This is a genomic window from Pinirhizobacter sp. (assembly GCF_036499745.1).
Taxonomy (GTDB): Bacteria; Pseudomonadota; Gammaproteobacteria; order Xanthomonadales; family Rhodanobacteraceae; genus Pinirhizobacter.
Genome location: NZ_DASYDG010000032.1, coordinates 86,544 through 112,973 on the forward strand (window position 1 = coordinate 86,544; position 26,430 = coordinate 112,973).

The window sequence follows — 26,430 nt, forward strand, 5'->3', positions numbered from 1 at the left end:
TCCCCTCGCGCTCGGGGTGATGACGACCATCTTCTTCATGTGGGGTTTTCTTACCTGCCTGAATGACATCCTGATTCCGCATCTGAAGGCCGTGTTCGAACTGAGCTACGCCCAGGCGCTGCTGGTCCAGTTCACCTTCTTCGGCGCGTACTTCGTGATGTCCCTCCCGGCAGGACGCCTGGTGGCGCACCTGGGTTACAAGCTTGGCATCGTCGCCGGCCTTGTGATCGCCGGCATCGGTGCTGCGATCTTCTGGCCGGCGGCCGCGGCCCATTCGTACCCGGCGTTCCTGGGGGCGTTGTTTGTGTTGGCCACGGGCATCACGGTGCTCCAGGTGGCCGCCAACCCGTACGTGGCGCTGCTGGGCCCTGAAAAAACCAGTTCCAGCCGCCTTACCCTGGCCCAGGCGCTGAACTCGTTCGGTACCGCGCTGGCCCCGTTGTTCGGCGGCTTCCTGATCCTGTCCAACCAGGTGCGCACGGCGGCCGACATCAATGCCATGCCGGCGGCCGAGCAGCTGGCTTATCGCACGCACGAAGCCCATGCCGTGCAGGGCCCATACATCGGCCTGGCCGTGGTGCTGGTGCTGCTGGCGGTGTTTGTCTATCTGTTCAACCTGCCGAAGCTTCAGGAAACCACCGAGCAGGCCGACACGTCGCATCACACCCTGATGGACGCGCTGCGTACGCCGCACGTGTTCTTCGGCGTGCTGGCGATCTTCTTCTATGTCGGCGGCGAGGTGTCGATCGGCAGTTTCATGGTGAACTACCTGTCGCTGCCGGACATCGGCAACATGAGCGAACAGCGTGCCAGTCATTTTGTGTCGTTCTACTGGCTGGGTGCGATGATCGGCCGGTTCATTGGTTCAACGCTGCTGGCGATCATGTCGCCGCGGAAACTCCTGGCGGCCTTCGCCGGCGTCAACATGCTGCTGGTGATCACCACCATGAGCACCTCTGGCAGCGTAGCGGTGTACAGCATCGTTGCCATCGGCCTGTTCAATTCGATCATGTTCCCCACCATCTTCGCCCTGGGCATCGAACGCCTGGGCCCACTCACCAGCAAAGCCTCGAGCCTGCTGATCATGGCGATCGTGGGCGGCGCGCTGATTCCCTGGCTTCAAGGCGTGCTGGCCGACCATATCGGCCTGCAGCATGCGTTCTTCCTGCCACTGATCTGCTACGCCTACATCGTGTTCTACGGCGTGTCCGGGTCGAAGGTGCGCAATATCGCCTGACCCGCCACACCGCTTTCCCTTTTTGTTTCCCCACGGTTTCCCATGCCTTTCATCCTCTGTTTCGGCGAAGCGCTGATCGATTTCCATCCCCAGCCGCAAGCCACGCCCGGTGCGCCGGACGCCTATATTCCCTTCGCCGGCGGCGCGCCGGCGAACGTCGCGGTGGCCGTCGCGCGCCTGGGCCAGCCGGCTCGTTTTGCCGGCATGCTAGGCAAGGACATGTTCGGCGATTTCCTGCTGAAGAGCCTGCACGACGCCGGTGTGGACACGCGTAGCGTGGTGCGCACCGACGAGGCGCATACCGCGCTTGCCTTCGTGTCTTTGGCCTCCAATGGCGAGCGCAGCTTCAGTTTCTACCGGCCGCCGTCGGCGGACCTGTTGTTCCGGCCGGAGCATTTCCAGGCCGATGGCTTCAGCGACGTTGCCGTGTTCCACGTGTGCTCCAATTCGATGACCGAGGGCGCGATCGCCGCCACCACCGTGGCCCTCATGCGCCGTGCGCGCGACGAGGGTGCTCTGGTGAGCTTCGACATGAACCTGCGGCCGGCGCTGTGGCCGCGCGGGTTCGACCCACGGCCGCGGATGTGGGATGCCCTGCTGGCGGCCGACGTGGTGAAGCTGAGCGCCGAGGAACTCACCTTCCTGTGCCAGGACGACAGCGAAGCATCCGTATTGGCGCGAATCTGGACCGGTACCGCGCAGCTGGTGGTGGTGACCGACGGCGATGCCCCGATGCGCTGGTTCTCGAAAGATCGCCAGGGCGTGTTCGCCGGCTTCGCCGTACGCGCAGTGGACACCACCGCTGCAGGCGATGCCTTCGTCGGCGGCCTGCTGTCGAAACTAAGCGTTGAAGGCGTCACCGCCGCTACCCTGCCTGCGCTTGTCGCCGATATTCCCCGCCTGCAGGGATTGCTGCGCTACGCGGCCGCCTGCGGCGCCATCACCGTCACCCGCAAGGGCTCCTTCACCGCGATCCCCGACGCCGGTGAAGTCGAAGCCTTCCTGGAGAACAACCCGTGACCACCCTGCCCGACTTCCACGACGAAACCGTGTTGCGCGAACACATCGCCACCACCATGGCGTTCTACGATCCGCGCTCGCTCGATCCGGCCGGCGGCTTCTACCACTATTACAAGGACGACGGCACGGTTTACGACCGCAGCCACCGCCATCTGGTAAGCAGCACGCGCTTCGTCTTCAACAACGCGATGGCGGCCATCGAGTTCGACGACCCGCAGTACATCGAGGCTGCCCGACATGGCCTTTCGTACCTGCGCGACGTGCACCGCAACCCGCAGACCGGCGGCTACGCGTGGACCTTGAGCGACGGCAAGCCCGACGACACCACCAACCACTGCTATGGCGTGGCCTTCGTGCTGCTGGCATATTCCACGGCGGTGAAGGCCGGCATCGTCGAAGCGCTGCCATGGATGGACGAAACCTGGGACCTCCTGGAGAAACACTTCTTCGAAGCAGGTCCCGGCCTGTACCGCGACGAAGCCGACGCGAACTGGAACTTCTCCAGCTACCGTGGCCAGAACGCCAACATGCACATGTGCGAGGCGATGCTGGCCGCGTACGAGGCCAGCCAGGACCGCCGCTACCTCGACCGCGCGCTGTTGCTGGCCGACCACATGACCCGACGCCAGGCAACCAAGGCCAATGGCCTGGTATGGGAACACTACGACATCCACTGGAATGTCGACTGGGAATACAACAAGGACAACCCCAAGCATCTGTTCCGCCCCTGGGGTTTCCAGCCTGGCCACCAGACGGAGTGGGCCAAGCTGCTGATGATCCTGGACCGGTTCCTGGGCGGCGAAGGCAAGGCGCCGGCGTGGTTGTTGCCGACCGCACGCCACCTGTTCGACGAAGCCCTCAAGCATGCCTGGGACCCTGAGTTCGGCGGCATCGCCTACGGGTTCGCACCCGATGGCCCGGTATGCGATGACGACAAGTATTTCTGGGTGCAGGCCGAATCGCTCGCTGCCGCGGCGCTCTTGTCCGAGCGCAGCGGCGATCCTTCGTATGCCATGTGGTACGACAAGATCTGGGCCTACTCGTGGGAGCACCTGGTCGATCACGAATACGGCGCGTGGTTCCGCATCCTCACCCGCGACAACCGCAAGTACGACGACGAGAAAAGCCCCGCCGGCAAGACCGACTACCACACCATGGGCGCAGCTTACGAAGTGATCGCGGCGATGCGCCGCGGCTGGAAGTAAGCCATGTGGGCATCGGAGTCGACTCCGATGCCCACAGATCGCAGCGGCGGCATCGGATCAGGCGCGCGCGCGTTTCGCGGGGGCCTTCTTTGTCGCGTTCTTGGCGACCTTCTTGGCTGCCGTCTTGCGAGTTGCCTTCTTCGCTGTCGCTTTCTTGCCCGCGGACTTCGCCGTCTTTCTGGCCGACTTCGACGCTGATTTCGTGCCGCCGCGTTTTGCCGCCGGCGTGCGCTTGTTGCCGGCAATGCTCTTCTTCAGCAGCGCCATGAAATCCACCACATTGGTGGTGGCGTCCTCCGGAGCTTCGTGTTCCTCCTCGATGTCCGCGGTAACGCCTTTCTTCGCCAGGCGCTTTTCGATCACCTTGCGCAGCTTTTCGCGGAACTCATCGCGGTAGTCGGAGGGTTTCCACGTGCCGGCCATGGAGTCAATCAGCGATTTTGCCATCTCCATCTCTTTCGGCGTGATGCGGTAATCCTTCGCAGCCTTACCGGGCAGGCCGTAGTCCTCCGGGTCGATGATGTCGGCCGGGTAGCGCAGCAGGTTCATCACCAGTGCGTTGTCCTGGGCCATCACAGCGGCGAGGTATTCCCGGGTGCGGATCACCACGCGGGCGATGCCTACGCGATTGGTTTTTTTCAGCGTTTCGCGCAACAGCACGTAGCCTTTCTCGGCCTTCTTCGCCGGCACCAGGATGTAGGGCTTTTCGAAGTACGACGGGCCGATCTCGCCGGCATCGATGAACGTATCGATCTCCACCACCTCATGGGCTTCGCTGGCGGCGCCGCGGATATCGGATTCTTCCAGCACCACGTAGCTTCCCTTGCGGTACTCGAACGCCTTGACGATATCTTTCCACGGCACTTCCTCGCCGGATTCGGCATTCACCCGCTCGTAACGCACCGGCTTGTTGTCACGCTGGTCGAGCAGGCGGAAATGCAGATCGTTGTGCCGTTCGCCGGACATCAGGCGGATCGGTACATTGAGCAGGCCGAAGGACAGGGTGCCACTCCAGATGGGACGGGCCATGGCGTTGCGCTCGCGGGCAGAAGGAAGCCTAGCCTGCCGCGCCCGGCGTGGACGTTGTGCATGTGCCTGAACGCAAGTTCCCACTTAGCGGGAATTTCACTCTTTATCCGCCATCGAAGCGCGAATCTAGGCCCATCAAGAAGGAGAACCCCATGAAGAAGCTCATTCCCCTTGCCGCCGGCCTGGTATTGCTTGGCCTGGGTGTCGGCGTTCCCGCCCAGACCACCACGAAATCGACGTCGACACCGGCCCCGGCTCCACGCCCGGCCCCGGTGCGCACCGTGAACCCGCAGGCAGCGTCCATTGCCCAGCAACAGCAGATGCAGCAGCGAGCGCAGCTGGAAAACCAGCAGATCCTTCGCCAACAGCAACAGAAGTCGCAGACCGCGCAGGATCTGCAGCTGCAGCAACAGCAGATGCGCCAGAACAGTTCGCAGCAACAGCAGCAACAGCAACAACAGACGAAGTCGGCCCTGCCGACCAGTAAGTCCGGGTACTAAGCATGGAAGCAGCAGCGGGATGAAGACGTCGCTTCTTCCGGACTCCCGCAACGCTTGCAGCTAGTTGGACACGACCTGCCACGGTGACGTGACGGTTTGAGTTTTGTCCGATGTGATGTCAGCGGGAACTTTGCGACGCTTACTATGGATGTGGCGTGCGGTATCCGGGATCATTCGTTTGCCGCCGGGGCAACCTTGGCGGTCGGGTGTAGAAACCCGTCACGACACCGGGTACCGCAGGCGCATTCCTGCGGTACCCGGGGCTTTCCCGTCTCTTTTGGTGGGCAGCCAGGCGGACTTCGGTCCGGCCGACGTCGTGCGGTTTTCTACCCTGGCTCGCCCGCCACCCCAGTCTCGAAAAGTGGAGTGACGGAGTCCGCCTCGAGTCAGCGCAGGACGGATGAACCATCGGATCGCATGGATGTGATCCACGGCTGGCTAACCGGTCATGAACACCATGACGTGACTGGGGTCGACAGGCAGCAATGCCTGGGTGGTTCATTCGCCCGGTCCGTCCGTGTTTCACCGGGTGGGATCTACGATTGACTTTCCGCCGCCACCGCGCGCTCATTCAGCAAGTCCCGTTCGCGATCATTACGCGTCATCGCCGCGGCACGATGGAACTCCGCTGCCGCCTCGGCATGGCGGCCAAGCTTGGACAAAAGATCACCACGGACGCTGGGCAGCAAGTGATAACCGCTGAGAGCCGGGTCGTCCTTCAGACGATCGACCACTTCAAGCGCCGCCGCCGGTCCCTGCGCCATCGACAGCGCCACGGCACGGTTCAACTCGATCACCGGTGAGGGTGTCTGCCGCAACAGCACCTGGTAGAGCGCGTGGATACGGTTCCAGTCGGTGTCTTCCGGACGCACGGCGCGGGCGTGGCAAGCGGCCAGTGCAGCCTGCAAGGCGTAAGGGCCAGCGGCGCCACCCAGGCGCTCGGCCATGCCCAGGGCCGACAACCCGCGCTGGATCAGCAGACGGTCCCAGCGCGAGCGATCCTGGTCGAGCAGCAGGATCGGCGTGCCATCGGCCGCCGTGCGCGCCGACACGCGGGACGCCTGCAACTCCATCAACGCGACCAGACCATGGACTTCGCTTTCCAGCGGCATCAGGCCGGCCAGCACACGGCCCAGGCGCAAGGCCTCGTCGCACAACGCCGGCCGCATCCAGTCACCGCCGGCGGTGGCCGCGTAGCCTTCGTTGAACACCAGGTAGACCACACGCAGTACCGCGGCCAGGCGCGACTGCAAGGCCTCACCGCGAGGTACTTCGTAGATGATCTCAGGATCCGCCAGCGCTCGTTTGGCGCGCACGATGCGCTGCGCGATGGTGGCCTCGGGCACCAGGAAAGCGCGGGCGATCTCGTCGGTGGAAAGCCCGCCCAGCAGCCGCAAGGTCAGCGCCACCTGGGCCTCGGGTGAGAGCACAGGATGGCAGGCGGTGAAGACCAGCCGCAGCAGGTCGTCGCCGATGTCGTCGTCGAGCGCCGCAAACATGCGCGCCTGTTGCTCGTCGTAAACGTCTTCCAGGTCGTGGCTGATGGCCTCGTGCTTTTTCTCCGCCAGTACACGGTGACGAATACGGTCGATGGCGCGGTTCCGCGCGGTGGTCATCAGCCATGCGCCGGGTTTATCCGGTACGCCGTCGCGCGGCCACTGCTCAAGCGCCGCTACCAGGGCGTCCTGGGCCAGTTCCTCGGCGGTTCCGACATCGCGCAATACACGCGCCAACGCCGCGATGATGCGTGGCGCTTCCATGCGCCATACGGCATCGATCGTGGCGTGGACATCACGGGCCAAAAAGTTCTTCCGGCTCGTACAGCTGGCGGATTTCCACGACGGCTTGTTCCTTGCCCGGGAACGGGTAGCTTTCGGCCCAGGCGATCGCGCCGGCGATGGATGCTGCGCGGACAATCCAGAAGCCGGCCACCAGTTCCTTCACTTCAGCGAACGGCCCGTCGATCACCTGCGGCTTCCCGCCGGTGAACTTCACGCGTTTGCCGCTCCGGCTGGATTTCAGCCCTTCGCCTGCCATCAGATGCCCTGCTTCCTGGCCGCGGCGGTTGGCCTCGGCCATCTTCGCCAGCACCTCCCCAGGCGGCACGAAGTCCGCCTCGGCGGCTTCGGTGGAAAGAAGCATCACCGCGTAGCGCCGTCCCTCACCCGGCGCTGCCGGATCGCCGAAACCAGGCAGGCCGCCCGGGCAGCCGAGGTCACGCACTTCGATCTCGGCGTTGCCATGGGCGTCTTCGGTGGGCCACTGCTTAAGCCATTCGGTAGCCGCTTCGATGTCCGGCATGTCGATCAGGCTGATGCCGGCGATCACCTCGCGCGCCTCGGCGAACGGCCCGTCGGTAACCACCGTCTTGCCGTCCTTGAAGGCCACCCGCACACCCTGGCTGCTGGGCTTCAAGCCCTCGCCGGCATACACCCTGCCCTCCGCCTCCAACGCGGCGAAGTGGTCGCCCATGGCCTGGACCAACTCAGGCCATGGTTTGACACCGGTTTCGGAGTCGGCATCGCCACGCCGGAAGAGAAGGATCTTCATCGGTCAAGGTGCCTCGCCGCCGTTGATCATCCATTCGATGCCATAGCGGTCGGTCAACATGCCGAAACGCTCGGACCAAAAGGTTTTCTGAAGCGGCATGATGACATTGCCGCCGTCGGCCAGGGCATTGAAGACGCGCTCGGCCTTGTCGATCTCGGCGAAGGTGAGCGCAAGCGAAAACCCGTGGTTACCATTGTTCGGCATCGACGGATGCGCATCGGAGGCCATCAACGTCTGGCCGTCTACCACCAGGCGCGCATGCATGATCAAATTCTTCGCTTCCGGAGCCATCTCCCCGGCGTCCGGGGCTTCGGAGTAGCGCGACATCATCACGATGTCGCCACCGAGGATGCGCTGGTAGTCGTTGATGGCGGCTTCGCAGGTGCCGCTGAAGAAGACGTACGGATCAAGCTTCATGGTTTGGTCCTTGATAGAAGGGAGTGGGAATCAGTGGCGCGCGGCAAGTTCGGCGCGCTGGCGATCTTCCTGCTGGCGCTGCCCGTCGGTCATGGCCTCGCCAAAATCTTCCATCTCGAACACCCGGCGGATTTCCAGTTCCGTGCCGTTCCCCATCGGCGCCCGCTTCACCCACTCGATGGCTTCGTCGAGCGAGCGCACCTGGATCAACCAGAAACCGGCCAGCAATTCCTTGGTCTCGGCAAAGGGGCCGTCGATCACGCTGCGCTTGCTGCCATCGAAGCGCACCCGCGCACCCCGGGAGCTTGGATGCAGGCCGTCGCCGGCAAGCATCACCCCAGCCTTGATCATTTCATCGTTGAACTTGCCCATGGCCTCGAGCAGCTCGTGGCTGGGCATGACCCCCGCCTCGGTTTCCTCATTGGCCTTCACCAGGATCATGAAACGCATGTCGCTCTCTCCTTGGGGGCGCGTTATGGGCCCTCTTCGTCCTTGCGTCGAAGGACGCTAGCGGAAATCGACACGGTGTCGCAAGAATTTTTCCGGACTATTTCCTCCGGGCAAAAAAGAAGGGCCTGCTAAGCAGGCCCCTTCTGAAGGAGCTAGAATACCGTCAATTCCACCCGGGTAGAAACGTTCCCAAGAAGTAGACGGGCTGCAACTCGCCACACGTGGGGTGACCATTAAATCCATCGCCAGGACCTGCGGCGCAGTAATCAGAATATGTCGCTCCAGTAGCGCTTAAAAAATAATATGCTTCATGTGAAGGGCCAGGGTCCCCAAGAACTGTACACGTTGGGGGAGCGGGCCCAGCTCCGCTCGTGCATTGAACATCCAATGCTGTGTAGCAATGCCAAATCTCCTCAATTTTGTACGGATTTGATGGATCAGTATTTCCAGCGTGGGCCGTCCAATTATGGCAGTCGATTATTTGTTGACCGATAATGTTGTTCTGGCTATCGAAATAAATAAAGCTTTGGGCATTTGCGGTGGTCGCACACACGGGCGTCGCAAAAAACATGATCAAAATCGCGACCGCAGCCGCGGGAGCCATCTGCAATAGCTTAGCTAGTCGAAACAATTGCAAGATTTTCATGGCGCTCATCCTGGTGGCGGGATTGCCACGGTCACAATAATATTTATTATGTTTCCGAGGAACCCGAAAGATAGGCGTGGTTTTAATTTTGAGAGTTGAAGCAGGTTTTACCATTTAATTTGCCGAAACTGCGCACTCATAATTTCTATGCATAACGAATAAACCGCACCCTAGTCTTATTGCAGCCCAGACAATTCAGGCCATGTCGTTTTTTTCGTGGCAAAAAAGAAGGGCCTGTCGGGGAGGACAGGCCCTTCGGCCGCACGACTTATCTGGAGGGGATCAGAAGTCGTAGCTAACGCTGAAGCGCGCGTAACGCGGAGTTTCGCTCAGGTACTTCGAGTTGTATGTGTACAACGGCGTGCTGTTACCGCCGTCGGTGCTGTTCACGCTCAGGAAGGTCGGCCTCTGTTCGTTGAACACGTTGAACACATTGGCAGCGAACGCGAGCTTGCTATCACCCCATGCCGGACGGTAGGTCACACCAAGGTCCAACGGGTGGGTCCAGGGCAGGCTCCCGTGGCTACCCGGAGGTGACGGCTGACCGTTGCACCAGTGATAGGCGTTGCCGTAGTCCACCGGATCGGTGTAATCGGGACCATAAGCACCAAGGCAGATCTTCGGCTGGCCAGTGCTCATCGAGATATTGCCCGAAACCTGCCACTCAGGGCTCACCTGGTAGTACCCGAAGAACTTCAGTACATGCGTGTGATCGTTGTTCTGGCGACCATTGGCATACTCCATGATCGTACCGTTGTCCCAGTCTTCCGACGCCGAACCGCCGAGCTGCAGGAGGTCCGAACGCACCTGGCCCTCCGTGTTGCCATAGCTGCGCGAGAAGGTGTAATTGATCTTGCCGTACCAGGTGCCGTCGAACGGATGCTCCATGAAGAAATCCAGGCCGTAATAACGGCGCTTCAGACCCTGGAAGCCCATCTCCTTGTTGCTCAGCTTCACATCCTGTGGGTTGCCGGCGGTATCAATCAGCACGAAGGTATTGGCTCGACCGGGATTGATCAGGTAGCAGCTGTTCGTGGAACCGACATCGATACCCTGGGCCGCAGCCTTGGCAGTGACCAGGTTGACATCACAGAAGTCGTCGATCGCATTGTTGAGCTTGCGGTAGGTTGCCTTCACGCCCCAAACGTACTTGTCGGTCAACTGCTTGTTGAAGCCCAGGATGTACTCATCCTGGTTTTCCGCACCAATGTTCTTGCCCGTGACGGTACGCGGATCAGGCTGCTGGCCGAAGCTGTTGTTGGCCGAGACGGCGGGGGCCATCTGGGTCAGGCCAGTCGGCACACCTTGCGCATCGATGCCGCTGTAGGTGAAGTACGTCTGCGTAGCAATGTAACCCGCCGCAGCGCCGGTCGCCGGATTCAACGGCAGTGACAGGTAATAACGACCTGCATTGCCGAACACCTTGAAGCTGGAGTCGCCATTGACGTCCCAGCTGAAGCCCAGGCGGGGGGACCACTGAGGCTTGGTCTCGGTAATGAACGCATCACCCGACGGGTTGTAGATGGTGAACTGGTCGTTACGGATGCCCGCCTTGACCATCCAGCGGTCGCTGACCTGCCAGGTGTCTTCCAGGTACTGGGCGCGCTGCGTGGAACGAACGCTGACGGTACTGTTGGCAACGTTGCGCGACACGTAGTAGCCGCTCTGGCCATCCGGGAAGCCTGCCAGCGGCGGTACGCCGCCGGCCGGTGAAAGCGACGGATCCGACACGGACCCGTAGTTGTAGCTGTAACCTGGTCCTGTGTTGACCGTACCGATGTTGTTCGCGCGGGAATTCTGGTTGTCGATACCCGCCACGATGGTGTGGTCGCCCCAGTGATAAGTAATGTTGACGCGGAGATTGTTCATCTCGTTGCCACGACCGGGATCAGCCAGCGACGATAACTGGTTGGTGAAGCGCGGGACACCGCCGTTCAGAGCCGGGTTCTGCTTCAGTGGATTGGTGATGTAGACCAGGTCAGGATTATATGCACCGGGAACGTCGTAATCGTGCGTCTTGTACTTGCCGTACAAGGCATCGATGGTCAGGTCATCGGTGATATAGCCGGTGTACTTGATGATACCGAGCGTGCCGCCTTGCTTGGTGGTATCCATCGGGCCCGTCGCCGCGCCACGCTGGCGGTTGACGTAGTCGAACGCGTAGTACGTACCCGAACCCTCCCGCTTGTCCGAGGCGCCGGTGACCTCGATGATGTTGTTGTCGGTGATATTCCAGTCGACCTTGGCGTACCAGCGCGGATTGTTGTACTGCTGGGTCTGCGCCGGATTTGTTGCGCCGATCTGGGTCACTGAACGGGCCTGATCGCGCTCGTATTCGGCGGCGATGAACAGGTACAACTTGTCCTTGATCAGCGGGCCGCCGGCATAGGCGCTGACGGTCTCGACCCAGGAGTTGTCCTCTGCACGAGGAATATAAAGCGTGCCGGAGGGAGGCGGCGCCTTGGGCACCGTGTCGTACAGGCCGGGATAGCCGTTGCCATAATAGACGTTGCGTTGGTCGGCCCTGGCGAACTGGGGCTCCCACAACACCTGGGCACCGAAATGCCATTCATTGGTGCCGCGCTTGCCCACCTGGTTGATCACGCCACCGTCGGAACGGCCGTACTGGGCGCTATAGCCACCCGTATAGACCTCCTGCTGGTCGATCGCACCGTACGGCAGCGTCAGGCCACCGGCACCGAACAGCGGATCGGTGGTGTTGAAACCGTTGATGTAATAAGCATTCTCGGTGGCCGACGCGCCTCCGAAGGAGACAAGCTGCTTGCCGGTCGGGCCGGTGAAGTTACCGGTATTGGTATTGACACCCGGTGCCAGCTTGGCGATGGCCTCGGCATTGCGGCCCAGCGGCAACTTGGCCAGCTGCTCGGAGGTAATGACCGTGCGCGAATCCACCGTGGTGACATCGATCGCCGGCAGTGCCGCGGCGGTGACCGAGACTGCACTGAGGTTCTGCGCGTTCTCGGCAGATGCCGCGGCAGCAGCGGCGAACGAAACGTCGGCTGAGCCACCGACAGTAAGCTGGATATTCTTGCGCGAGTCGATCGCCGCGCCGTCTCGGCGCAGGGTCACCGCATAGGTGCCCACCGGCAACTGGGAAGCGACATAGCGACCTTTTGCGTCGACGGCGATCTCGCGACGAATGCCGCTATTGCTTTCCAGCAGCACCGTTTCGTTGCCGCCGATGGGTGCCGAGCCGTAAATCGTGCCAACGGTGGACTGTGCGAATGCCCCCGACGTGGCTCCCATACCTGCAAGCAGCGCCAGCGCAAGTACTTTCCTGCGCGTGTGGATCTTTGTGTTCATGCCTGTGCCTTCCCCATCTTCGTGAGCGCCCCAGAACGGCATGCCGATGCACGTGGTCGTCCCTTCGCCACGTGCGGCTGCCAAGTAAAAGACTCGTCGATTTATTTCGATCTAAATCGTACCTGGCAGAGGTTTACACAAGTTACAAGCTGATGTCCAGCGTGCTTCATGGCCGAGTCAGTGGCCGTCTGGGCGGCCAAACTAAAGATTTTGTCATCAACCGTACCGCAGCAATATTCTCTGTTCTTTAACGTAACCTGCTTTACGACCTACATTTGTTCTACGCTGCGTTGCAGCATATATTTTGCGCGAGGGGCGCCTTACCGACAGCCAGGGCCGCGTCGCTCATTCTTCCCCGGCGCGACTTTGCGAAAAGCCCGGAAACGAACCTTTCATCCCAAATTCATGCCTCGATCTAAACCGCCCGTGAGATTGGGGGGTCTCTGCCGCGATGCCCGGAAGCGCCATCTGATGGCCAAATTCTTGCCTGCTAAGAAATCGACCGCCGCCGTTTGTCATTTTTACCACCCGGCTTTCGCGACCCCACGCCTCGGCGATACTTCGGCGTCCTCGTGGGGGAACACAACGTATGGCTGGTTCAAAAGACATCGACGGATTGGAATTCTTGCGGGCAGGCCATGAGGGTCAACCGCCCCATCACCGACGGCGGCAAGCCATGGCCTTCATGGCGATGGCCCTGGCCGTAGCAGCCTGCCATGCCGCACCGCTCACCCAACTGGACCGCAACGGCGCCCACGTGGCACTGGAGACCTACGCGCCAAATGTGGTGCGGGTCACCATCAGCACGGACGCATCCCGCGCCCTCGCCGCACCCGGATACGGCATCAATGGCAAGGCCGACGACCATGGCTGGAAGCACACGGCCACGGCCCGGGGAGATGAGTTCACCTCGGCCGCGCTCACGCTGGATATTCCTGCCCAGCCGAAACCGGGCGCGATGGACACCATGGCGCGCTACTTCGCGCCTGAGCTTCCTCCCGTCGCGTTGAAAGTCCTCGGTCCGAACGGCGACGTGCTTCTTCAGATGACCGGCTGGGAAATGTCTCCGCACGTGGTGGCTGGCGAGAAGACTTTTCGCGTGGGCGCCAGCTTCACCGCGCCTGGGGATGAGCATTACTACGGCCTGGGCCAGAACCAGGAAGGCATCCTCGACTACCGCGGCCGTACGATCGACTGCAAGCACGACTACGACGCGCCGACCGGCGAAAGCGTGTGCGTGCCGATGCTGGTCACCAACAAGGGCTATGCCGTCCTATGGGATAACCCATCGGCCACGCGCATTTCTGCCGGCATCAACGGCCGAACCTTGTGGCAGTCGAACGTGGGTGAACGGGTGTCTTTCTTCATCATCACCGGTGCGCGCGTGGACGACATCTACGCTGGCTACCGCACGCTTACCGGCGTCACCCCCTTGCCGCCCAAGGCCGCCTTCGGCTTTATCCAGAGCAAGGCTCGCTACGAGTCGCAGCAGCAGTTGCTCACGGCCGCCGAGGGCTATCGCCAGCGCGGCTACCCCATCGACATCATGGTGCTCGACTGGTTCTACTGGACGAAGATGGGCCAGCTCGACTTCGACCCGGTGGCCTTTCCCGATCCCGCCGCGATGAACGCCAAGCTCCATGCCATGGGCATGCAAAGCATCATCAGCGTGTGGCCGCGGTTCGAGAAAACCTCGCGCTACTTCAATGAACTGGCTACCAGGGGCTGGCTGCTCAAACATGCCGACGGCACGCCGGTGGACGGCCTGCCCTTTCGCAGCGACCGCGCAGGCGCCCTGATCGACAGCACCAATCCCGATGCCCGGGCGTGGTTCTGGGGCAAGATCCGCGACAACATCGCATCGAAGGGCTTCGACTGGTTCTGGCTGGACGAAACCGAGCCCGACCTGGTGCCCGATGGTTATTTCTACTCCATCGGCTCGGGGGATCGCTTCCACAATGTGTTTCCGCTGTTGCACACGCAAGGCGTAGCCGATGGTTCGAGGCGCGACCGTCCCAACAAGAGGAATTTGATCCTGTCGCGGGCGGCGTACATTGGTGCGCAGCGGAACGGCGCCTTGTTCTGGTCGTCCGATATCCAGCCCACCTGGGAGGCGCTCAAGCGACAGATACCTACGGGCCTGGATTTCACGGCCTCGGGCCTGGCCTTCTGGGGCAACGACATCGGCGGTTGGCAGTCACTGCCGGCCCGGCATGTACCCGAACGCAAACCGCTGCTCGATCCCTCCGATGCACGCGAGGTGGTCGGTGGTTACGATGATTATCCCGAGCTCCTGGCCCGCTGGTTCCAGTACGGCGCCTTCACCCCCACCCTTCGCGTGCACGGGCTGCGCAAGAAGGTGGAAGTGTGGGAATACGGCAAGGGCGCGGAAAGCGTGATGGTGAAATACCTGAAGCTGCGTTATGCGCTGATGCCCTACCTCTATGCCATGGGCCGGCATACCTTTGAGACGGGTGCGCCGTTCATGCGCGCGCTGTTCATGGATTTTCCCGCCGATCCGAACGTGGCGAACCTGGGTGACGAATACATGTTCGGCCCGGCCTTCCTGGTGGCGCCGGTCACCGAACAGGGCGTGGAACATCGCCCGGTGTACCTGCCCGCGGGGGGCGACTGGTACAACTGGTGGACGAACGAGAAATTCGCAGGCGGCCAGACCATCGACGTGCCCGCGCCGATCGACACCATCCCGGTGTTTGTGCGCGCCGGCTCCATCGTGCCGCTGGGCAAGCCCATCCCCAGCACCGCCACAAAGCAGGACCTGGCCCAGATCCGTGTCTTCCCCGGCAAGGATGCCGACTTCACCCTTTATGACGACGACGGCGTCAGCAACGCCTATGAGCACGGCGCCGGCATAAGCACCCACCTGCACTGGGATGAGAGTAAACAGAAACTCACAGCCCGCGGCGGGATGAAGGTGGATGTTGCCTCGTTGTTGCGCGTCGTCGGCAAGTAGGCGCTGCCGGAGCCGCCGGTTGAACCGGCGGCCGATCCGGCCGTCCGACGAGGCAATGAAAGGTGTAAAGTTTCCTGCGCGGCGGGGGCCTTTACGGAGAGTAGACATGTCCGATCAAGTCGACCGGCAGCGGCGGAAGGTCCTTGGGGCGACAGCCTTGGGAATGGCGGCGGCAAACCTGGGATGGGAAACCCTCGCCCAGGCGCAACCGGCCAAGACGCCACCCGCGCCAGGCAAGCACACGGGCGCTGGTACACACACATCCTTTGCCAGGGAAAAACAGATCCAGGCTGGCGAGCTTGATGTGTCCTATGCCGAGGACGGTCCTCCGGACGGGCCGCCTGTGTTGTTGCTGCACGGCTGGCCTTACGACATCCACAGCTATGTCGACGTCGCTCCCATCCTGGCTGCGGCGGGGTACCGGGTAATCGTTCCCTCGTTGCGCGGCTACGGCAAGACGCGTTTCCTGTCGGCCGACACGCTCCGCAATGGCCAGCAGGCCGCGCTGGCCGCGGACGGACTGGCCCTGCTGGACGCGCTGAAGATCAAGAAGGCCGTGATCGCCGGTTACGACTGGGGCGCCCGTACCGCCGACATCATGGCCGCGGTATGGCCGGAACGATGCAAGGCGCTGGTTTCGGTCAGCGGCTACCTGATCGGCAGCCAGGAACTTAACCGTGCCCCGCTGCCACCGAAGGCCGAGCTGCAGTGGTGGTACCAGTTCTATTTCGCCACTGAGCGCGGCGAGGCCGGCTATGCGAAGTACACGCACGATTTCGCCCGCCTGATCTGGCAGCTTGCATCACCCAAATGGGCGTTCGACGACGCCACCTTCGACCGTTCCGCGGTATCCCTGGACAACCCCGACCACGTGGCCGTGGCGATCCACAACTATCGATGGCGGCTGGGCCTGGCCAAGGGAGAGTCGAAATACGACGAACTGGAAAAGAAATTGGCCGCGCTCCCCTCCATCGGCGTGCCAACGATCACCATGGAAGGCGACGCCAACGGTGCGCCGCACCCGGAACCGGCAAGCTACGCCAAGCGGTTTACCGGAAGGTATGAACATCGCTTGATCCCGGGTGGCATCGGCCACAACCTGCCGCAGGAAGCTCCCGAGGCATTCGCCAAAGCCGTGATCGACGTGGACAGGTTCTGAGGCGTTACCATTTTTGTACTGATTCGAACAAAAACCTTGACGACCCTCTCCTTCGAGAATAATATCCGACTCGGTACAAAACCTGCGACTGAACCGGCGTGCGCCGCAGACACGGAATGAGTAGTCTCCAACGGATGGGTTGAGCCATGTGCCGGATGAGGTGTCAGCCATGATTTCTGCCATTTTCCTGATCGCGCCCCGTGTTGTAACGATAGAGCAGGTAGAGGAAGCGCCGGAGTTCCTTGAGCGCAAGGGCGTGGCGTTCTCCCTTCGCGGCGGGCCACGGCAGCCGAAGGCGACCGACCGCGTCTGGGACTGCATCGCGGTGTACGCGCCGGACGAACTATCCGAAGAAGAATTCCAGCATCTCTACGAGGTCAGCCGGCCCCAGGTGCCGGAACTGAACCTGCGCTACTGAGCGCATTGGCCCGACCACATTCAACTGCAGTGGCCGATGCCACTTGAGGTAGCCCGTCATGGCAAAAGGTTCCGACTTACTGGTTGCCGCGCTCGAGAACGAAGGTGTCGAGCGCATCTATGGAATTCCCGGTGAGGAGAACCTGGACTTCGTCGAGTCGCTGCGGGCGTCGAAGATCGAGCTGGTGCTCACCCGCCATGAGCAAGCCGCGGCTTTCATGGCTGCCACGGAAGGCCGGCTTACCGGTCATCCCGGCGTGTGCCTTTCCACGCTTGGACCGGGCGCGCTGAATTTCACCACCGGTGCGGCCTACGCGCATCTGGGCGCGATGCCCATGCTGATCATCACGGGGCAAAAACCGATCAAGAGCGCGCGGCAGGCCCGCTTCCAGATCGTCGATGTCGTGGCGGCCATGCGCCCGCTGACCAAGATGACGCGGCAGATCGTATCGGCAGCGTCGATCCCTGCGCTGGTCCGGGATGCCTTCCGCGTGGCAAGCGAAGAACGGCCCGGGCCGGTGCATCTGGAGCTGCCCGAAGACATTGCCGTGGAAGAAGCCGAGGCACCGCTGGTGCCGCCGCATCCGGTGGATAACCCCATCGCGGGCCCGGCTGCCATGGAGCGGGCCGCCGCGATGATCGCGAAGGCCGCCTGCCCCATCATCATGATCGGCGCCGCGGGTAACCGGCCGCGGCTTGTGGAGCCGCTCTCGGATTTCGTGGGTCGCTTGCAGATCCCGTTCTTCAATACACAAATGGGCAAGGGCGCCGTCACCGGCGGGTCGAACCTCTACCTGGGTACGGCGGCGCTTTCCGAGCACGATTACATCCACGACGCGATCGAGCGGGCGGACCTGGTGATCGCCATCGGGCACGACACCGTGGAGAAGCCGCCGTTCCTGATGGGCAGAATTACCGGCGGCCCGAAAGTCATCCATATCGGCTACCAACCCGCCCATGTGGAGCAGGTGTTCTATCCCGATGCCGAGCTCATCGGCGATATCGGCGCCAATGTCACCGCACTGGCCGATCGCCTTGCCGGCCAGGTGAAAGCCGAACCAGACATGCTCGCCCTGCGCAAGCGCATCCTCGAACGCATCAACGAAGGGGGCGACATTGCCTCGTTTCCGGTCGTTCCGCAGCGCATCGTGCGCGATGTCCGCCAGGCGATGCCCGAAGATGGCATCGTCTGCCTGGATAACGGCATGTACAAGATCTGGTTCGCGCGAAGCTATCGCACGCATGTCGCCAATACCCTGCTGCTGGACAACGCACTGGCCACGATGGGTGCGGGCCTTCCCTCGGCCATGGCGGCGAAGATACTCAATCCGCATCGAAAGGTCATGGCGGTCTGCGGCGACGGCGGCTTCATGATGAACAGCCAGGAACTGGAGACAGCCGTGCGCCTGGGTCTCGACCTGGTGGTTCTCATCATTGAAGACCACGCCTACGGCATGATTCGCTGGAAGCAGGCGGTGGATAGTTTCCCGGACTTCGGCATGGCCTTCGGCAATCCCGACTTCGAACTGTATGCCAGGGCCTATGGTGCGCACGGACATCGCATTGAGTCTGTCGATGCGCTGTTGCCGACGCTCAAGTCCGCGCTCGACGCCGGCGGCGTGCACCTGATCACGGTGCCGGTGGACTACCGCGAAAACACCCGCGTATTCATTGAGGAACTGGGCAACCAGCCACGGCACATCGAATCGCATTGACGGCATGCCGTCCCCAACATCCACATCGAGCACCATCATGAACCAGCGGCTGTCGCTGCAAAACCCGGCCCTCCTGGCCCAGGCCAACTACATCGGCGGCCGGTGGATAGCTGCCGGGCCCACGGGAACGGAAGTCACCGATCCGTCCACTGGCCAGGTCATCGGCAAGGTCCCTTACGCCGGTGCCGACGAAGCTCGCGCCGCCATTGACGCCGCGCATGATGCTTTTCCTGCCTGGCGCGCCACGACGGCGAGCGAGCGCTCAACGCTCCTGCGCCGCCTGGCTGCCCTGATCACCGAAAACACCGAAGACCTGGCGCGCATCCTCACCAGCGAACAGGGCAAGTCGCTGCGCGAAGCCCGAGGCGAAATCGGCATGTCGGCAGCCTACATCCTGTGGTTTGCTGAAGAAGGGCGCCGCACTTACGGCGACATCATTCCCTCGCCATGGAAAGACCACCGGATACTGGTCACCAAAGAGCCGGTGGGCGTGGTGGCGGCCATCACGCCCTGGAACTTCCCTTCGTCGATGATTGCCCGGAAGCTTGGGCCAGCACTGGCGGCCGGATGCACCCTGGTGATCAAGCCCGCACCGCAAACGCCGCTGTCGGCGCTCGCATGGGGTGTGCTATGCGAAGAGGCGGGCATTCCCGCGGGCGTGGTCAATATCATCACCGGTGATGCCATCGCCATCGGCGGCGAGCTTACCGGCAGCCCCAAGGTCAGGAAGATTACCTTCACCGGCTCAACCGCCGTCGGCAAGCTCCTGCTCGCCCAGGCGGCCCGCACGGTAAAGAAGGTATCGATGGAACTGGGAGGGAATGCGCCTTTTATCGTCTTTGATGATGCGGACCTGGAAAGCGCGGTGCAGGGTGCGGTGGCTTCGAAGTACCGCAACTCGGGCCAGACCTGCGTTTGCACCAATCGATTTCTCGTGCAGGAAGGAATTTACGACGCATTCGCCCGCCGGCTGGCTGAAGTGGTCGGCGAGCTCAAAGTGGGCGATGGCTTTGAAGCGGATGTCGACAATGGCCCGTTGATCGATACAGCCGCCATCGACAAGGTCGAGGAACATCTTCGTGATGCCTCGTCCCGGGGTGCAAGGGTTATCGCGGGTGGGAAGCGGCACGCTCTGGGCGGTACATTCTTCGAACCCACGGTGTTGCTCGACGTCACTCCGGAGATGGCGGTGGCCCGCGAGGAAACGTTTGGACCGATCGCACCCCTGTTTCGATTCAAAGACGAAGCACAGGCGATCCAGATGGCCAATAGCACGGAGTCTGGCCTCGCCAGCTATCTCTATACCCAGGACCTGGGTCGCATCTTCCGAGTGTCGTCCGCGCTCGAATACGGCATGGTCGGTATCAACGAGGGACTGATCACGACCGAAGTCGCGCCGTTCGGCGGTGTGAAGGAGTCGGGCCTGGGCCGCGAAGGCTCCCACCAGGGTATCGAGGACTATCTCGACACCAAGTACCTGTGTATCGGCGGGCTGGGGATGAAATCCCACGCGGCGTGAAGGCGCCATCGGCCCACGGGCCCTAGGCCCGCAGGATGAATCCGGGCAGGCCGGTTTCGACCACGTCGTTGAAGCGGACCCGGGTGGTAATCGCGTGCCGTATGTCCTGCAAGGCGTCGGCGGGAAGGTCGGTTATGTCGAAGTTTTCCCGGATGCGTCCAGGGTTGGTGGACGTGGTCAGGAAGGCCGAGCCCCGCTGCAGGGCCCAGGCAAGTGCAACCTGTGCCGGTGTCTTGCCCACGCGCTGCGCAATATCGGTGATCACCGGGTCGTTCAATACGCTCGGTTGCATGCCGTGGCCCAGTGGCGCAAACGCCAAAAACACAATGTCATGCTGGGCACAGAAGTCCAGCAAATCCCACTCGGGCAGGTACGGATGGCATTCCACCTGCACCACGGCCGGCTTGATGCGCGCCGCCGCATAGATTTCCTTCACCCTGTCAAGGCGCACATCGGAAAGGCCGATGTACCTGCACTTCCCCTCATCGACCAAGCGCTCCATCGCCTGCCATGTCTGCAGCAAGGTTACCCCCGGGTCGTAGAGCGGCTGGCCGTCTTCGCCCCGCGGATACTGTTCGTCGCCAGGCTGGAAGGCAAAGGGTGTATGGATCAGGTAGCCATCGACGTCATCGAGTTGCAAGCGGCGGAGGCTCGCCTCAAGCGCCGGCCCGACCCGCTCCGGACGATGGTTGTTGTTCCACAACTTCGTGGTCACGAACATCTCTTCACGCCGCACAATGCCTTCGGCAAAGGACTCCTGCAACGCGGCCCCGACCACCTCTTCATTGCGATAGGCTTCGGCCGCATCGATGTGCCGGTAGCCCACCTCCAAGGCCACCTTGATGGCCCTCCTGGCGGCGACGGGATCGGCAATCAACGTGCCGAAGCCAACCGCCGGAATGCTTCCCTTCCCTCCGGCAAGCGGAATGGTGGTGTCATTGAGCGCGCGGGAAGGATTCATCGGAAGTACTCCGTGGGGGCCAGAGTCAACCACCGAATGTACTCCGGGCGACAAGTCGACGCTTGCCGGGCATTGGACGGCTATTTATCAAGCGCTGCAGGCGGCCTTCACGGCACTTGATTTTGTACCGGTTCGGATAATATTCTGGCAAAAACGCGGGGTCAAGTTTTTATGCGCGATGGCACGAAAGAAGACAAGGCGGCCAGTAAACCGCGAGGACGCCCACGCGCCTATGAGCCCGGGATCGCCCTGCGACGGGCGGGCGATGCCTTCTGGAAGGCCGGTTATTCAGGGACGTCGCTTGATGACATCACGGCGGCGACGGGCATGAACCGACCGAGCCTGCGCGCGGCATTCGGTGACAAGCACACGATTTACCTCAAGGCACTGGCCGATTATTGGGATCTCCAGTTCACCGCGATGCGCAAGGCTCTCGCCGGTGACCTGCGCCTGAAAGACTCTCTTGTCCGTGTCTATGACGCATCGCTGTCGATCTATTTTTCAGGCGATGGCCCCGCACGCGGATGTTTCGTGGTGGGGACGGCCATCACCGAGGCTGTCGAAGATCCTGAGATCCAACGCATCATCATCGACGGCTTCCATACGCTGGACGCGGATTTCGAAGCGCGCCTGCGAGTGGCGCGCGACGCAGGGGAACTGAAGAAGGACGCCGACATTGCCGCGCTCGCGTTGCTCTGCACGGCGACCATGCACACCATAGCCATGCGCGCCCGCGCCGGTGCGTCCCGGAAGGACCTGCGGAAGCTCGCGAAGAAGGCCGTGGGCGTGATCTGTGGATGACATCATTGCCCCGAAGCTTTCGGTACTGTTCTGCGGCATCAACCCCGGATTGCTGGCAGCGGCTACGGGACATCATTTTGCTGGTCGGGCAAATCGTTTCTGGCGCGTTGTCCACCTGGCCGGCTTCACCCCGGAGGAGATCCGGCCTGAAGATGACCAGCGGATACTTCAATACGATTTCGGCCTGACCACGGTGGTTGAGCGGCCGACCGCCGGGGCCGACGAGCTGTTGCTCGAGGATTTCACTTCTGCCGCTACCCGATTCAAGCAGAAGATCAGGCGCTACTCGCCTCGTTTCGTCGCCTTCCTCGGCAAGATGGCCTACTCCGGGCTATCGGGGCAGCGACGTGTCGCCTGGGGATTGCAAACGGCAACGATCGAGGGCTCCGCCATTTGGGTACTGCCCAACCCGAGCGGACGGAATCGTGCCTTTACGCTTAACCAGCTCGTCGATGCCTACCGGCAACTCCATCTGGCAGTGCGCGGCTAAAAATTCCCCGGGATAGGAAGCCGGCGCCGCACGAAGTGCCGCCAGGCAACTTTGGTCACTCGTACGCCGACAGAGCCGTCAATATTTTGACGATTCGCAAGTCAACTTCGCTCGCCGTGTCGTCGGGCGAGTTGTCTTGCGCGTGTTTTCGCAAAGCAGGACTTTGTTGAATCAGTGAGTTACTTCGTTTACATCGCCGGGCATGCTCATCCCACTCCAAGCTGGCATGCAACTGGCATGCAACTTCGGCGATCGCAATCACGGGTCCCTAGCGGACCGAACATGAATTTTTTTTTAAAGAATCGATTCTTAAGCGAGAAGCAGTTATCATTTTTAGTGATCTCGTTGTGCCTACGCAGCGAGGTTAATGCGTCAATTTGTGCTGAATCACAGCGACAGGGGCTGTTGACAGGAAGCTTTTATGGGGGGATGCGCATCAGCGCATCAGAACAGATGATCACCGGATAGGCATGCGCGCACGCAAAGTGCGGGTTTGAGTGCGGTCCGGCGATGCCGAAATAAGTACACGGTGTTTTTGCTCGCGCTTCGCGCGTGCTGTTCAACCCTCCAAGGCCATCCATCTGCTCATGTCGAACGGAACGAGCGGTGCACCCATGCGTGCCGCTATCGACTTTTAAAATTTACGGACGGGTTGAGCCATGAATCACATCTATCGCTTGTGCTGGAACCGCACTCTCTCCCAGTGGGTTCCTGCCTCGGAACTGGCCCATAGCAAGCACGGCGGCCCAACGCGCCGGCATGTGGTTGGCCACCGGGTGATGATGCTTTCACTGCTGTCGGCATCACTGGGCATGACGGGCCTCGCGCACGCGGGCAACGCACCGACCGGCGGCCAGATCGTCGGCGGCTCGGGACAGATTCAACAATCGGCCAATACCACCACCATCCAGCAGAACAGCCAGGTGCTGTCGCTGAACTGGCAGAACTTCGACATCGGCGCCAACCAGACCGTCAACTTCGTGCAGCCGGGCGCCAGCTCCATCGCGGTCAACCGCGTGCTGGGCAATACCGCCAGCGACATCCTCGGTAACCTCAACGCCAACGGCCAGGTGTGGCTGATCAACCCGAACGGCGTGCTGTTCGGCCAGGGCGCGCAAGTGAATGTCGGCGGCATCGTCGCCTCTACCCTGGACCTCGACGACGGCACGCTCGGCTCGGGTAGCGTTCGCTTTGCCGGTGACGGCAAGGGTAAGGTGGTCAACCAGGGCAGCATCAATGCCGCCAAGGGTGGCTATGTGGCCCTGGTCGGCAACCAGGTGTCCAACCAGGGCACGATCCGCGCCCAACTGGGCACGGTGGCGCTCGGTGGCGGCAGCGCCGTCACCCTGACCTTCAGCGACAATCACCTGCTGCACTTGCAGGTGGACAAGAGCACGCTCAATAACCTGGCGGAGAACCGCCAGCTGATCGTCGCCGATGGCGGCCAGGTACTGATGTCCGCCGGCGCACGTGATTCGCTGCTGGCTAGTGCCGTCAACAACACCGGCACGGTACAGGCGCGCAGCGTGGAGGATCACGACGGCGTGATCACCCTGCTCGGCGGCATGGAAGCCGGCACCGTCAACGTCGGCGGCACGCTCGATGCCAGCGCCCCGAACGGCGGCAACGGCGGCCAGATCGAAACCTCGGCGGCTCATTTCAACCTGGCCAAGGACGCGAAGATCACCGCGTCGGCGCCGGCCGGCAAGGCTGGCACCTGGCTGGTCGACCCGACCGACCTGACCATCGACGACGCGGCGGCCACGACGATCTCCAGCACGCTCAATGGCGGCACCAGTGTCGTGGAGCAGACCACGGCGGGTGGCGCCAGTGGCACTGGCGTGCAGTCGACGGGTAACGGCGACATCAACGTCAATGCGGCGATCACCTGGAACAATGCCGTCGCCACGCTGGAACTGGACGCGTTCCACGACATCAACGTCAACAAGGCCATCAGCGGTACCGGTGGCATCGTGATGAACGCCACCGGCGGCACCTTGACCATCGGCAATGCCGGGGGCCTGTCGGCCGGCACCGGCGCTACCCTCAACGCCAGCAAGTTCACCAACAATGCCGGCGTGAATGCGCTGGGCGCGAAGTGGAGCCTGTACACCGCCAATCCGTCGGGCAATGTACTCGGCGGCGTCACCCCGAACTTCATCCAGTACGGCACCAGCCTGGGCGGCAGCCTGCTGGGCACCGGCAACGGCCTGATCTACAGCACCGCTGCCTCGCTGCAGATCAGCGGCCTCACCGGTACGGTGAGCAAGGTCTACGACAATACCAACGCGGCCAGTTTCGCCGGCGGCAATTTCGTCGCTGGCGGCCTGCTCAACGGCGACAAGATCGCTTCGGCCACCGGCGGCACCTATGCCTCGGTCAATGCGGCCAACGGTATTTCGGTGACCTCGCCCGGTGCCATCGGCAACTTCGTCCTCACCGACAGCAGCGGCAACATTCCGGTGTTGGGCTATACGCTGGGTACCGGGCCGGTGACTGCGGCTGTCGGCCAGATCACGCCGGCACAGCTGACCGCCAGCATTACCGGCACACCGACCAAGACCTACGACGGCACCACCACCGCCACGCTTGGTAGCGGCAATTACCAGATCGACGGCCTGGTCGGCGGGCAGACGATTACCGTCAACCAGCCCAATACGGTCGGCTATGTCAGCGCCGAAGCGGGCGCTGAGACGGTCAACGCCGGCTTCAAGGACACCAACTTCATCGCCGGCATCGGCACGCTGCTGTCCAACTACATCCTGCCGACCGCCGCCACCGGCAACGGCATGATCAACAAAGCCAACGTGGTGCTGTCGGGCATCCTGGCCGACAGCAAGGTGTATGACGGCAACACGCTGGCAGGCCTTGACACCAGCAACCAGAACCTCTTCGGCATCATCGCCGGCGACATCGGCAATGTATCGCTGACACAAGGCACCGGCAGCTTCGGGTCGGCCAATGTCGGCAACAACATGGCGGTATCGCTCACCGGCTTCTCGCTGGTCGGCGGCAAGGCCAATGATTACAACCTGGTGCTGCCGGGCAGCCTGACGGCCAGCATCACGCCCAAGGCGCTGACCATCGCCGGCGTGACCGCGACCAGTCGCAACTACGACGCGACCACCATCGACTTGCTCGGCTTCGGCGGAGCCGCGCTGCAGGGCGTGGTAGCCGGCGACGGCGTCACCCTGGATACCGGCAGCGCGGCCGGCAACTTCGCTTCGCCCAACGTTGGCAATGGCATCGCGGTGACCGCCAGCGGCTTCGGGCTGGCCGGCGCGGGCGCGGGTAACTACACGCTGTCCCAGCCGACGGGCCTGTCTGCCAACATCACGCCGGCACCGCTGATCATCTCCCTGATCGGCAACCCGACCAAGATCTACAACGGTACGACCACCGCCGACACCACGGCTGCAAACTGGCTGATCACCGGCTGGCAAGGCGGCCAGAGCGCGACGTTGGATCAGGTGTCGACGGCGAACTATTCCGGCCCCGACGCCGGCAACAACATCGGCGTGACCGCGACACTGGAAGCTCCCGACTTCCACACCGCGTCGGGCACGTTCATGTCCAACTACAGCTTTACGCCCACGGTGACGGGCACGGGCACGATTGCCCAGGCACCGCTGACGATCAGCATCGTCAACAATCCGACCAAGGTCTACGATGCCAACGACATTGCCACGCTCAACGCCGGCAACTACCTGATCAGTGGTTTCCTTCAGGGCCAGGGCGCCACGGTCAACCAGACCGACGGTACCTATGCCGATCCCAACGTCGGCCAGTGGCAGGTTACTTCCCTACTCACTGCAGCCAACCTGATTGCCCTGGGTGGTACCAATCTCAACAATTATTCGATCCCAGGCCTCGCAATCGGTACCGGTCAGATCACGCCAGAACCGCTTGGCGGCCGGATCCTCGCTGGCCTGACCGGCGTATCCAAGACCTATGACGGTCTGACTTCCATCGGTTTGCTGCCGACCAATTTCACTTTTACCGGCCTCCTGAACGAC

Annotated in this window: 19 protein-coding genes; 12 read left to right on the plus strand and 7 right to left on the minus strand. The window is 62.1% G+C overall.

Going from position 1 to position 26,430, the window contains the following annotated elements; all coding sequences use genetic code 11:
• The first annotated feature begins 19 nt into the window (after positions 1 to 19).
• From fucP to VGM61_RS12675, 3 genes are read left to right on the plus strand one after another with little or no spacing between them, the layout of a single operon-like run.
• Positions 20 to 1,237 (plus strand): L-fucose:H+ symporter permease, encoded by a 1,218-nt coding sequence (gene fucP / locus VGM61_RS12665; RefSeq protein WP_331523206.1) that lies wholly within the window; start codon positions 20 to 22, stop codon positions 1,235 to 1,237.
• Between the two features lie 42 nt (positions 1,238 to 1,279).
• Complete coding sequence (locus tag VGM61_RS12670) at positions 1,280 to 2,257, plus strand: carbohydrate kinase (protein WP_331523189.1); 978 nt, start codon at positions 1,280 to 1,282, stop codon at positions 2,255 to 2,257.
• Positions 2,254 to 3,462: an AGE family epimerase/isomerase gene (locus VGM61_RS12675; RefSeq protein ID WP_414694870.1), complete on the plus strand. Its 1,209-nt coding sequence runs from the start codon at positions 2,254 to 2,256 to the stop codon at positions 3,460 to 3,462. The genes VGM61_RS12670 and VGM61_RS12675 overlap by 4 nt, the downstream gene beginning before the upstream one ends.
• Positions 3,463 to 3,519: 57 nt before the next feature.
• On the opposite strand, the gene VGM61_RS12680 is transcribed toward VGM61_RS12675, so the two are convergent.
• The gene (locus tag VGM61_RS12680) at positions 3,520 to 4,491 is read right to left on the minus strand and encodes a Ku protein (protein ID WP_331523190.1); all 972 of its coding nucleotides are present in this window, start codon (positions 4,489 to 4,491) and stop codon (positions 3,520 to 3,522) included.
• A gap of 152 nt (positions 4,492 to 4,643) precedes the next feature.
• Between VGM61_RS12680 and VGM61_RS12685 the strand changes: the two genes are divergently transcribed.
• Positions 4,644 to 4,991: a hypothetical protein gene (locus tag VGM61_RS12685; protein WP_331523191.1), complete on the plus strand. Its 348-nt coding sequence runs from the start codon at positions 4,644 to 4,646 to the stop codon at positions 4,989 to 4,991.
• Positions 4,992 to 5,527: 536 nt separating this feature from the next.
• Here the strand turns inward: VGM61_RS12685 and VGM61_RS12690 are convergent.
• The 5 genes from VGM61_RS12690 to VGM61_RS12710 form a co-directional block, all read right to left on the minus strand.
• Positions 5,528 to 6,751 carry an RNA polymerase sigma factor gene (locus VGM61_RS12690; protein ID WP_331523208.1) on the minus strand — a complete coding sequence of 408 codons (1,224 nt, stop codon included), beginning with the start codon at positions 6,749 to 6,751 and terminating at the stop codon, positions 5,528 to 5,530.
• Positions 6,752 to 6,782: 31 nt separating this feature from the next.
• The gene (locus VGM61_RS12695) at positions 6,783 to 7,541 is read right to left on the minus strand and encodes a YciI family protein (protein WP_331523192.1); all 759 of its coding nucleotides are present in this window, start codon (positions 7,539 to 7,541) and stop codon (positions 6,783 to 6,785) included.
• Positions 7,542 to 7,544: 3 nt separating this feature from the next.
• Entirely contained in the window at positions 7,545 to 7,958 is a 414-nt protein-coding gene (locus tag VGM61_RS12700) for a VOC family protein (protein ID WP_331523193.1), read from the minus strand.
• 30 nt (positions 7,959 to 7,988) lie between these two features.
• The gene (locus tag VGM61_RS12705) at positions 7,989 to 8,408 is read right to left on the minus strand and encodes a YciI family protein (protein ID WP_331523194.1); all 420 of its coding nucleotides are present in this window, start codon (positions 8,406 to 8,408) and stop codon (positions 7,989 to 7,991) included.
• A 928-nt stretch (positions 8,409 to 9,336) separates the two neighbouring features.
• Positions 9,337 to 12,378, minus strand: a complete 3,042-nt coding sequence (locus tag VGM61_RS12710; RefSeq protein WP_331523195.1) for a TonB-dependent receptor — start codon at positions 12,376 to 12,378, stop codon at positions 9,337 to 9,339.
• A gap of 676 nt (positions 12,379 to 13,054) precedes the next feature.
• On the opposite strand from VGM61_RS12710, the gene VGM61_RS12715 reads away from it, so the two are divergent.
• The 5 genes from VGM61_RS12715 (at position 13,055) to VGM61_RS12735 (ending at position 20,162) form a co-directional block, all read left to right on the plus strand.
• Entirely contained in the window at positions 13,055 to 15,352 is a 2,298-nt protein-coding gene (locus tag VGM61_RS12715; RefSeq protein WP_331523196.1) for a glycoside hydrolase family 31 protein, read from the plus strand.
• Positions 15,353 to 15,458: 106 nt separating this feature from the next.
• Positions 15,459 to 16,511 carry an alpha/beta hydrolase gene (locus tag VGM61_RS12720; protein ID WP_331523197.1) on the plus strand — a complete coding sequence of 351 codons (1,053 nt, stop codon included), beginning with the start codon at positions 15,459 to 15,461 and terminating at the stop codon, positions 16,509 to 16,511.
• A gap of 169 nt (positions 16,512 to 16,680) precedes the next feature.
• A complete protein-coding gene (locus VGM61_RS12725; protein WP_331523198.1) occupies positions 16,681 to 16,929 on the plus strand; it encodes a hypothetical protein in 249 nt (82 codons plus the stop codon).
• 58 nt (positions 16,930 to 16,987) lie between these two features.
• Entirely contained in the window at positions 16,988 to 18,643 is a 1,656-nt protein-coding gene (locus VGM61_RS12730) for an acetolactate synthase large subunit (RefSeq protein WP_331523199.1), read from the plus strand.
• A 37-nt stretch (positions 18,644 to 18,680) separates the two neighbouring features.
• On the plus strand, positions 18,681 to 20,162 hold the full coding sequence (locus VGM61_RS12735) for an NAD-dependent succinate-semialdehyde dehydrogenase (RefSeq protein ID WP_331523200.1): 1,482 nt from the start codon (positions 18,681 to 18,683) through the stop codon (positions 20,160 to 20,162).
• A gap of 22 nt (positions 20,163 to 20,184) precedes the next feature.
• On the opposite strand, the gene VGM61_RS12740 is transcribed toward VGM61_RS12735, so the two are convergent.
• Positions 20,185 to 21,123: an aldo/keto reductase gene (locus VGM61_RS12740; RefSeq protein ID WP_331523201.1), complete on the minus strand. Its 939-nt coding sequence runs from the start codon at positions 21,121 to 21,123 to the stop codon at positions 20,185 to 20,187.
• 327 nt (positions 21,124 to 21,450) lie between these two features.
• Between VGM61_RS12740 and VGM61_RS12745 the strand changes: the two genes are divergently transcribed.
• The 3 genes from VGM61_RS12745 to VGM61_RS12755 all read left to right on the plus strand — a co-directional run.
• The gene (locus tag VGM61_RS12745; RefSeq protein WP_331523202.1) at positions 21,451 to 21,924 is read left to right on the plus strand and encodes a TetR family transcriptional regulator C-terminal domain-containing protein; all 474 of its coding nucleotides are present in this window, start codon (positions 21,451 to 21,453) and stop codon (positions 21,922 to 21,924) included.
• Positions 21,917 to 22,414, plus strand: coding sequence for a G/U mismatch-specific DNA glycosylase (gene mug / locus VGM61_RS12750; protein ID WP_331523203.1), 498 nt, complete (start codon positions 21,917 to 21,919; stop codon positions 22,412 to 22,414). The genes VGM61_RS12745 and mug overlap by 8 nt, the downstream gene beginning before the upstream one ends.
• Before the next feature lie 659 nt (positions 22,415 to 23,073).
• Positions 23,074 to 26,430 (plus strand): YDG domain-containing protein (locus VGM61_RS12755; protein WP_331523204.1); only part of this gene is annotated, 3,357 nt, incomplete at its 3' end.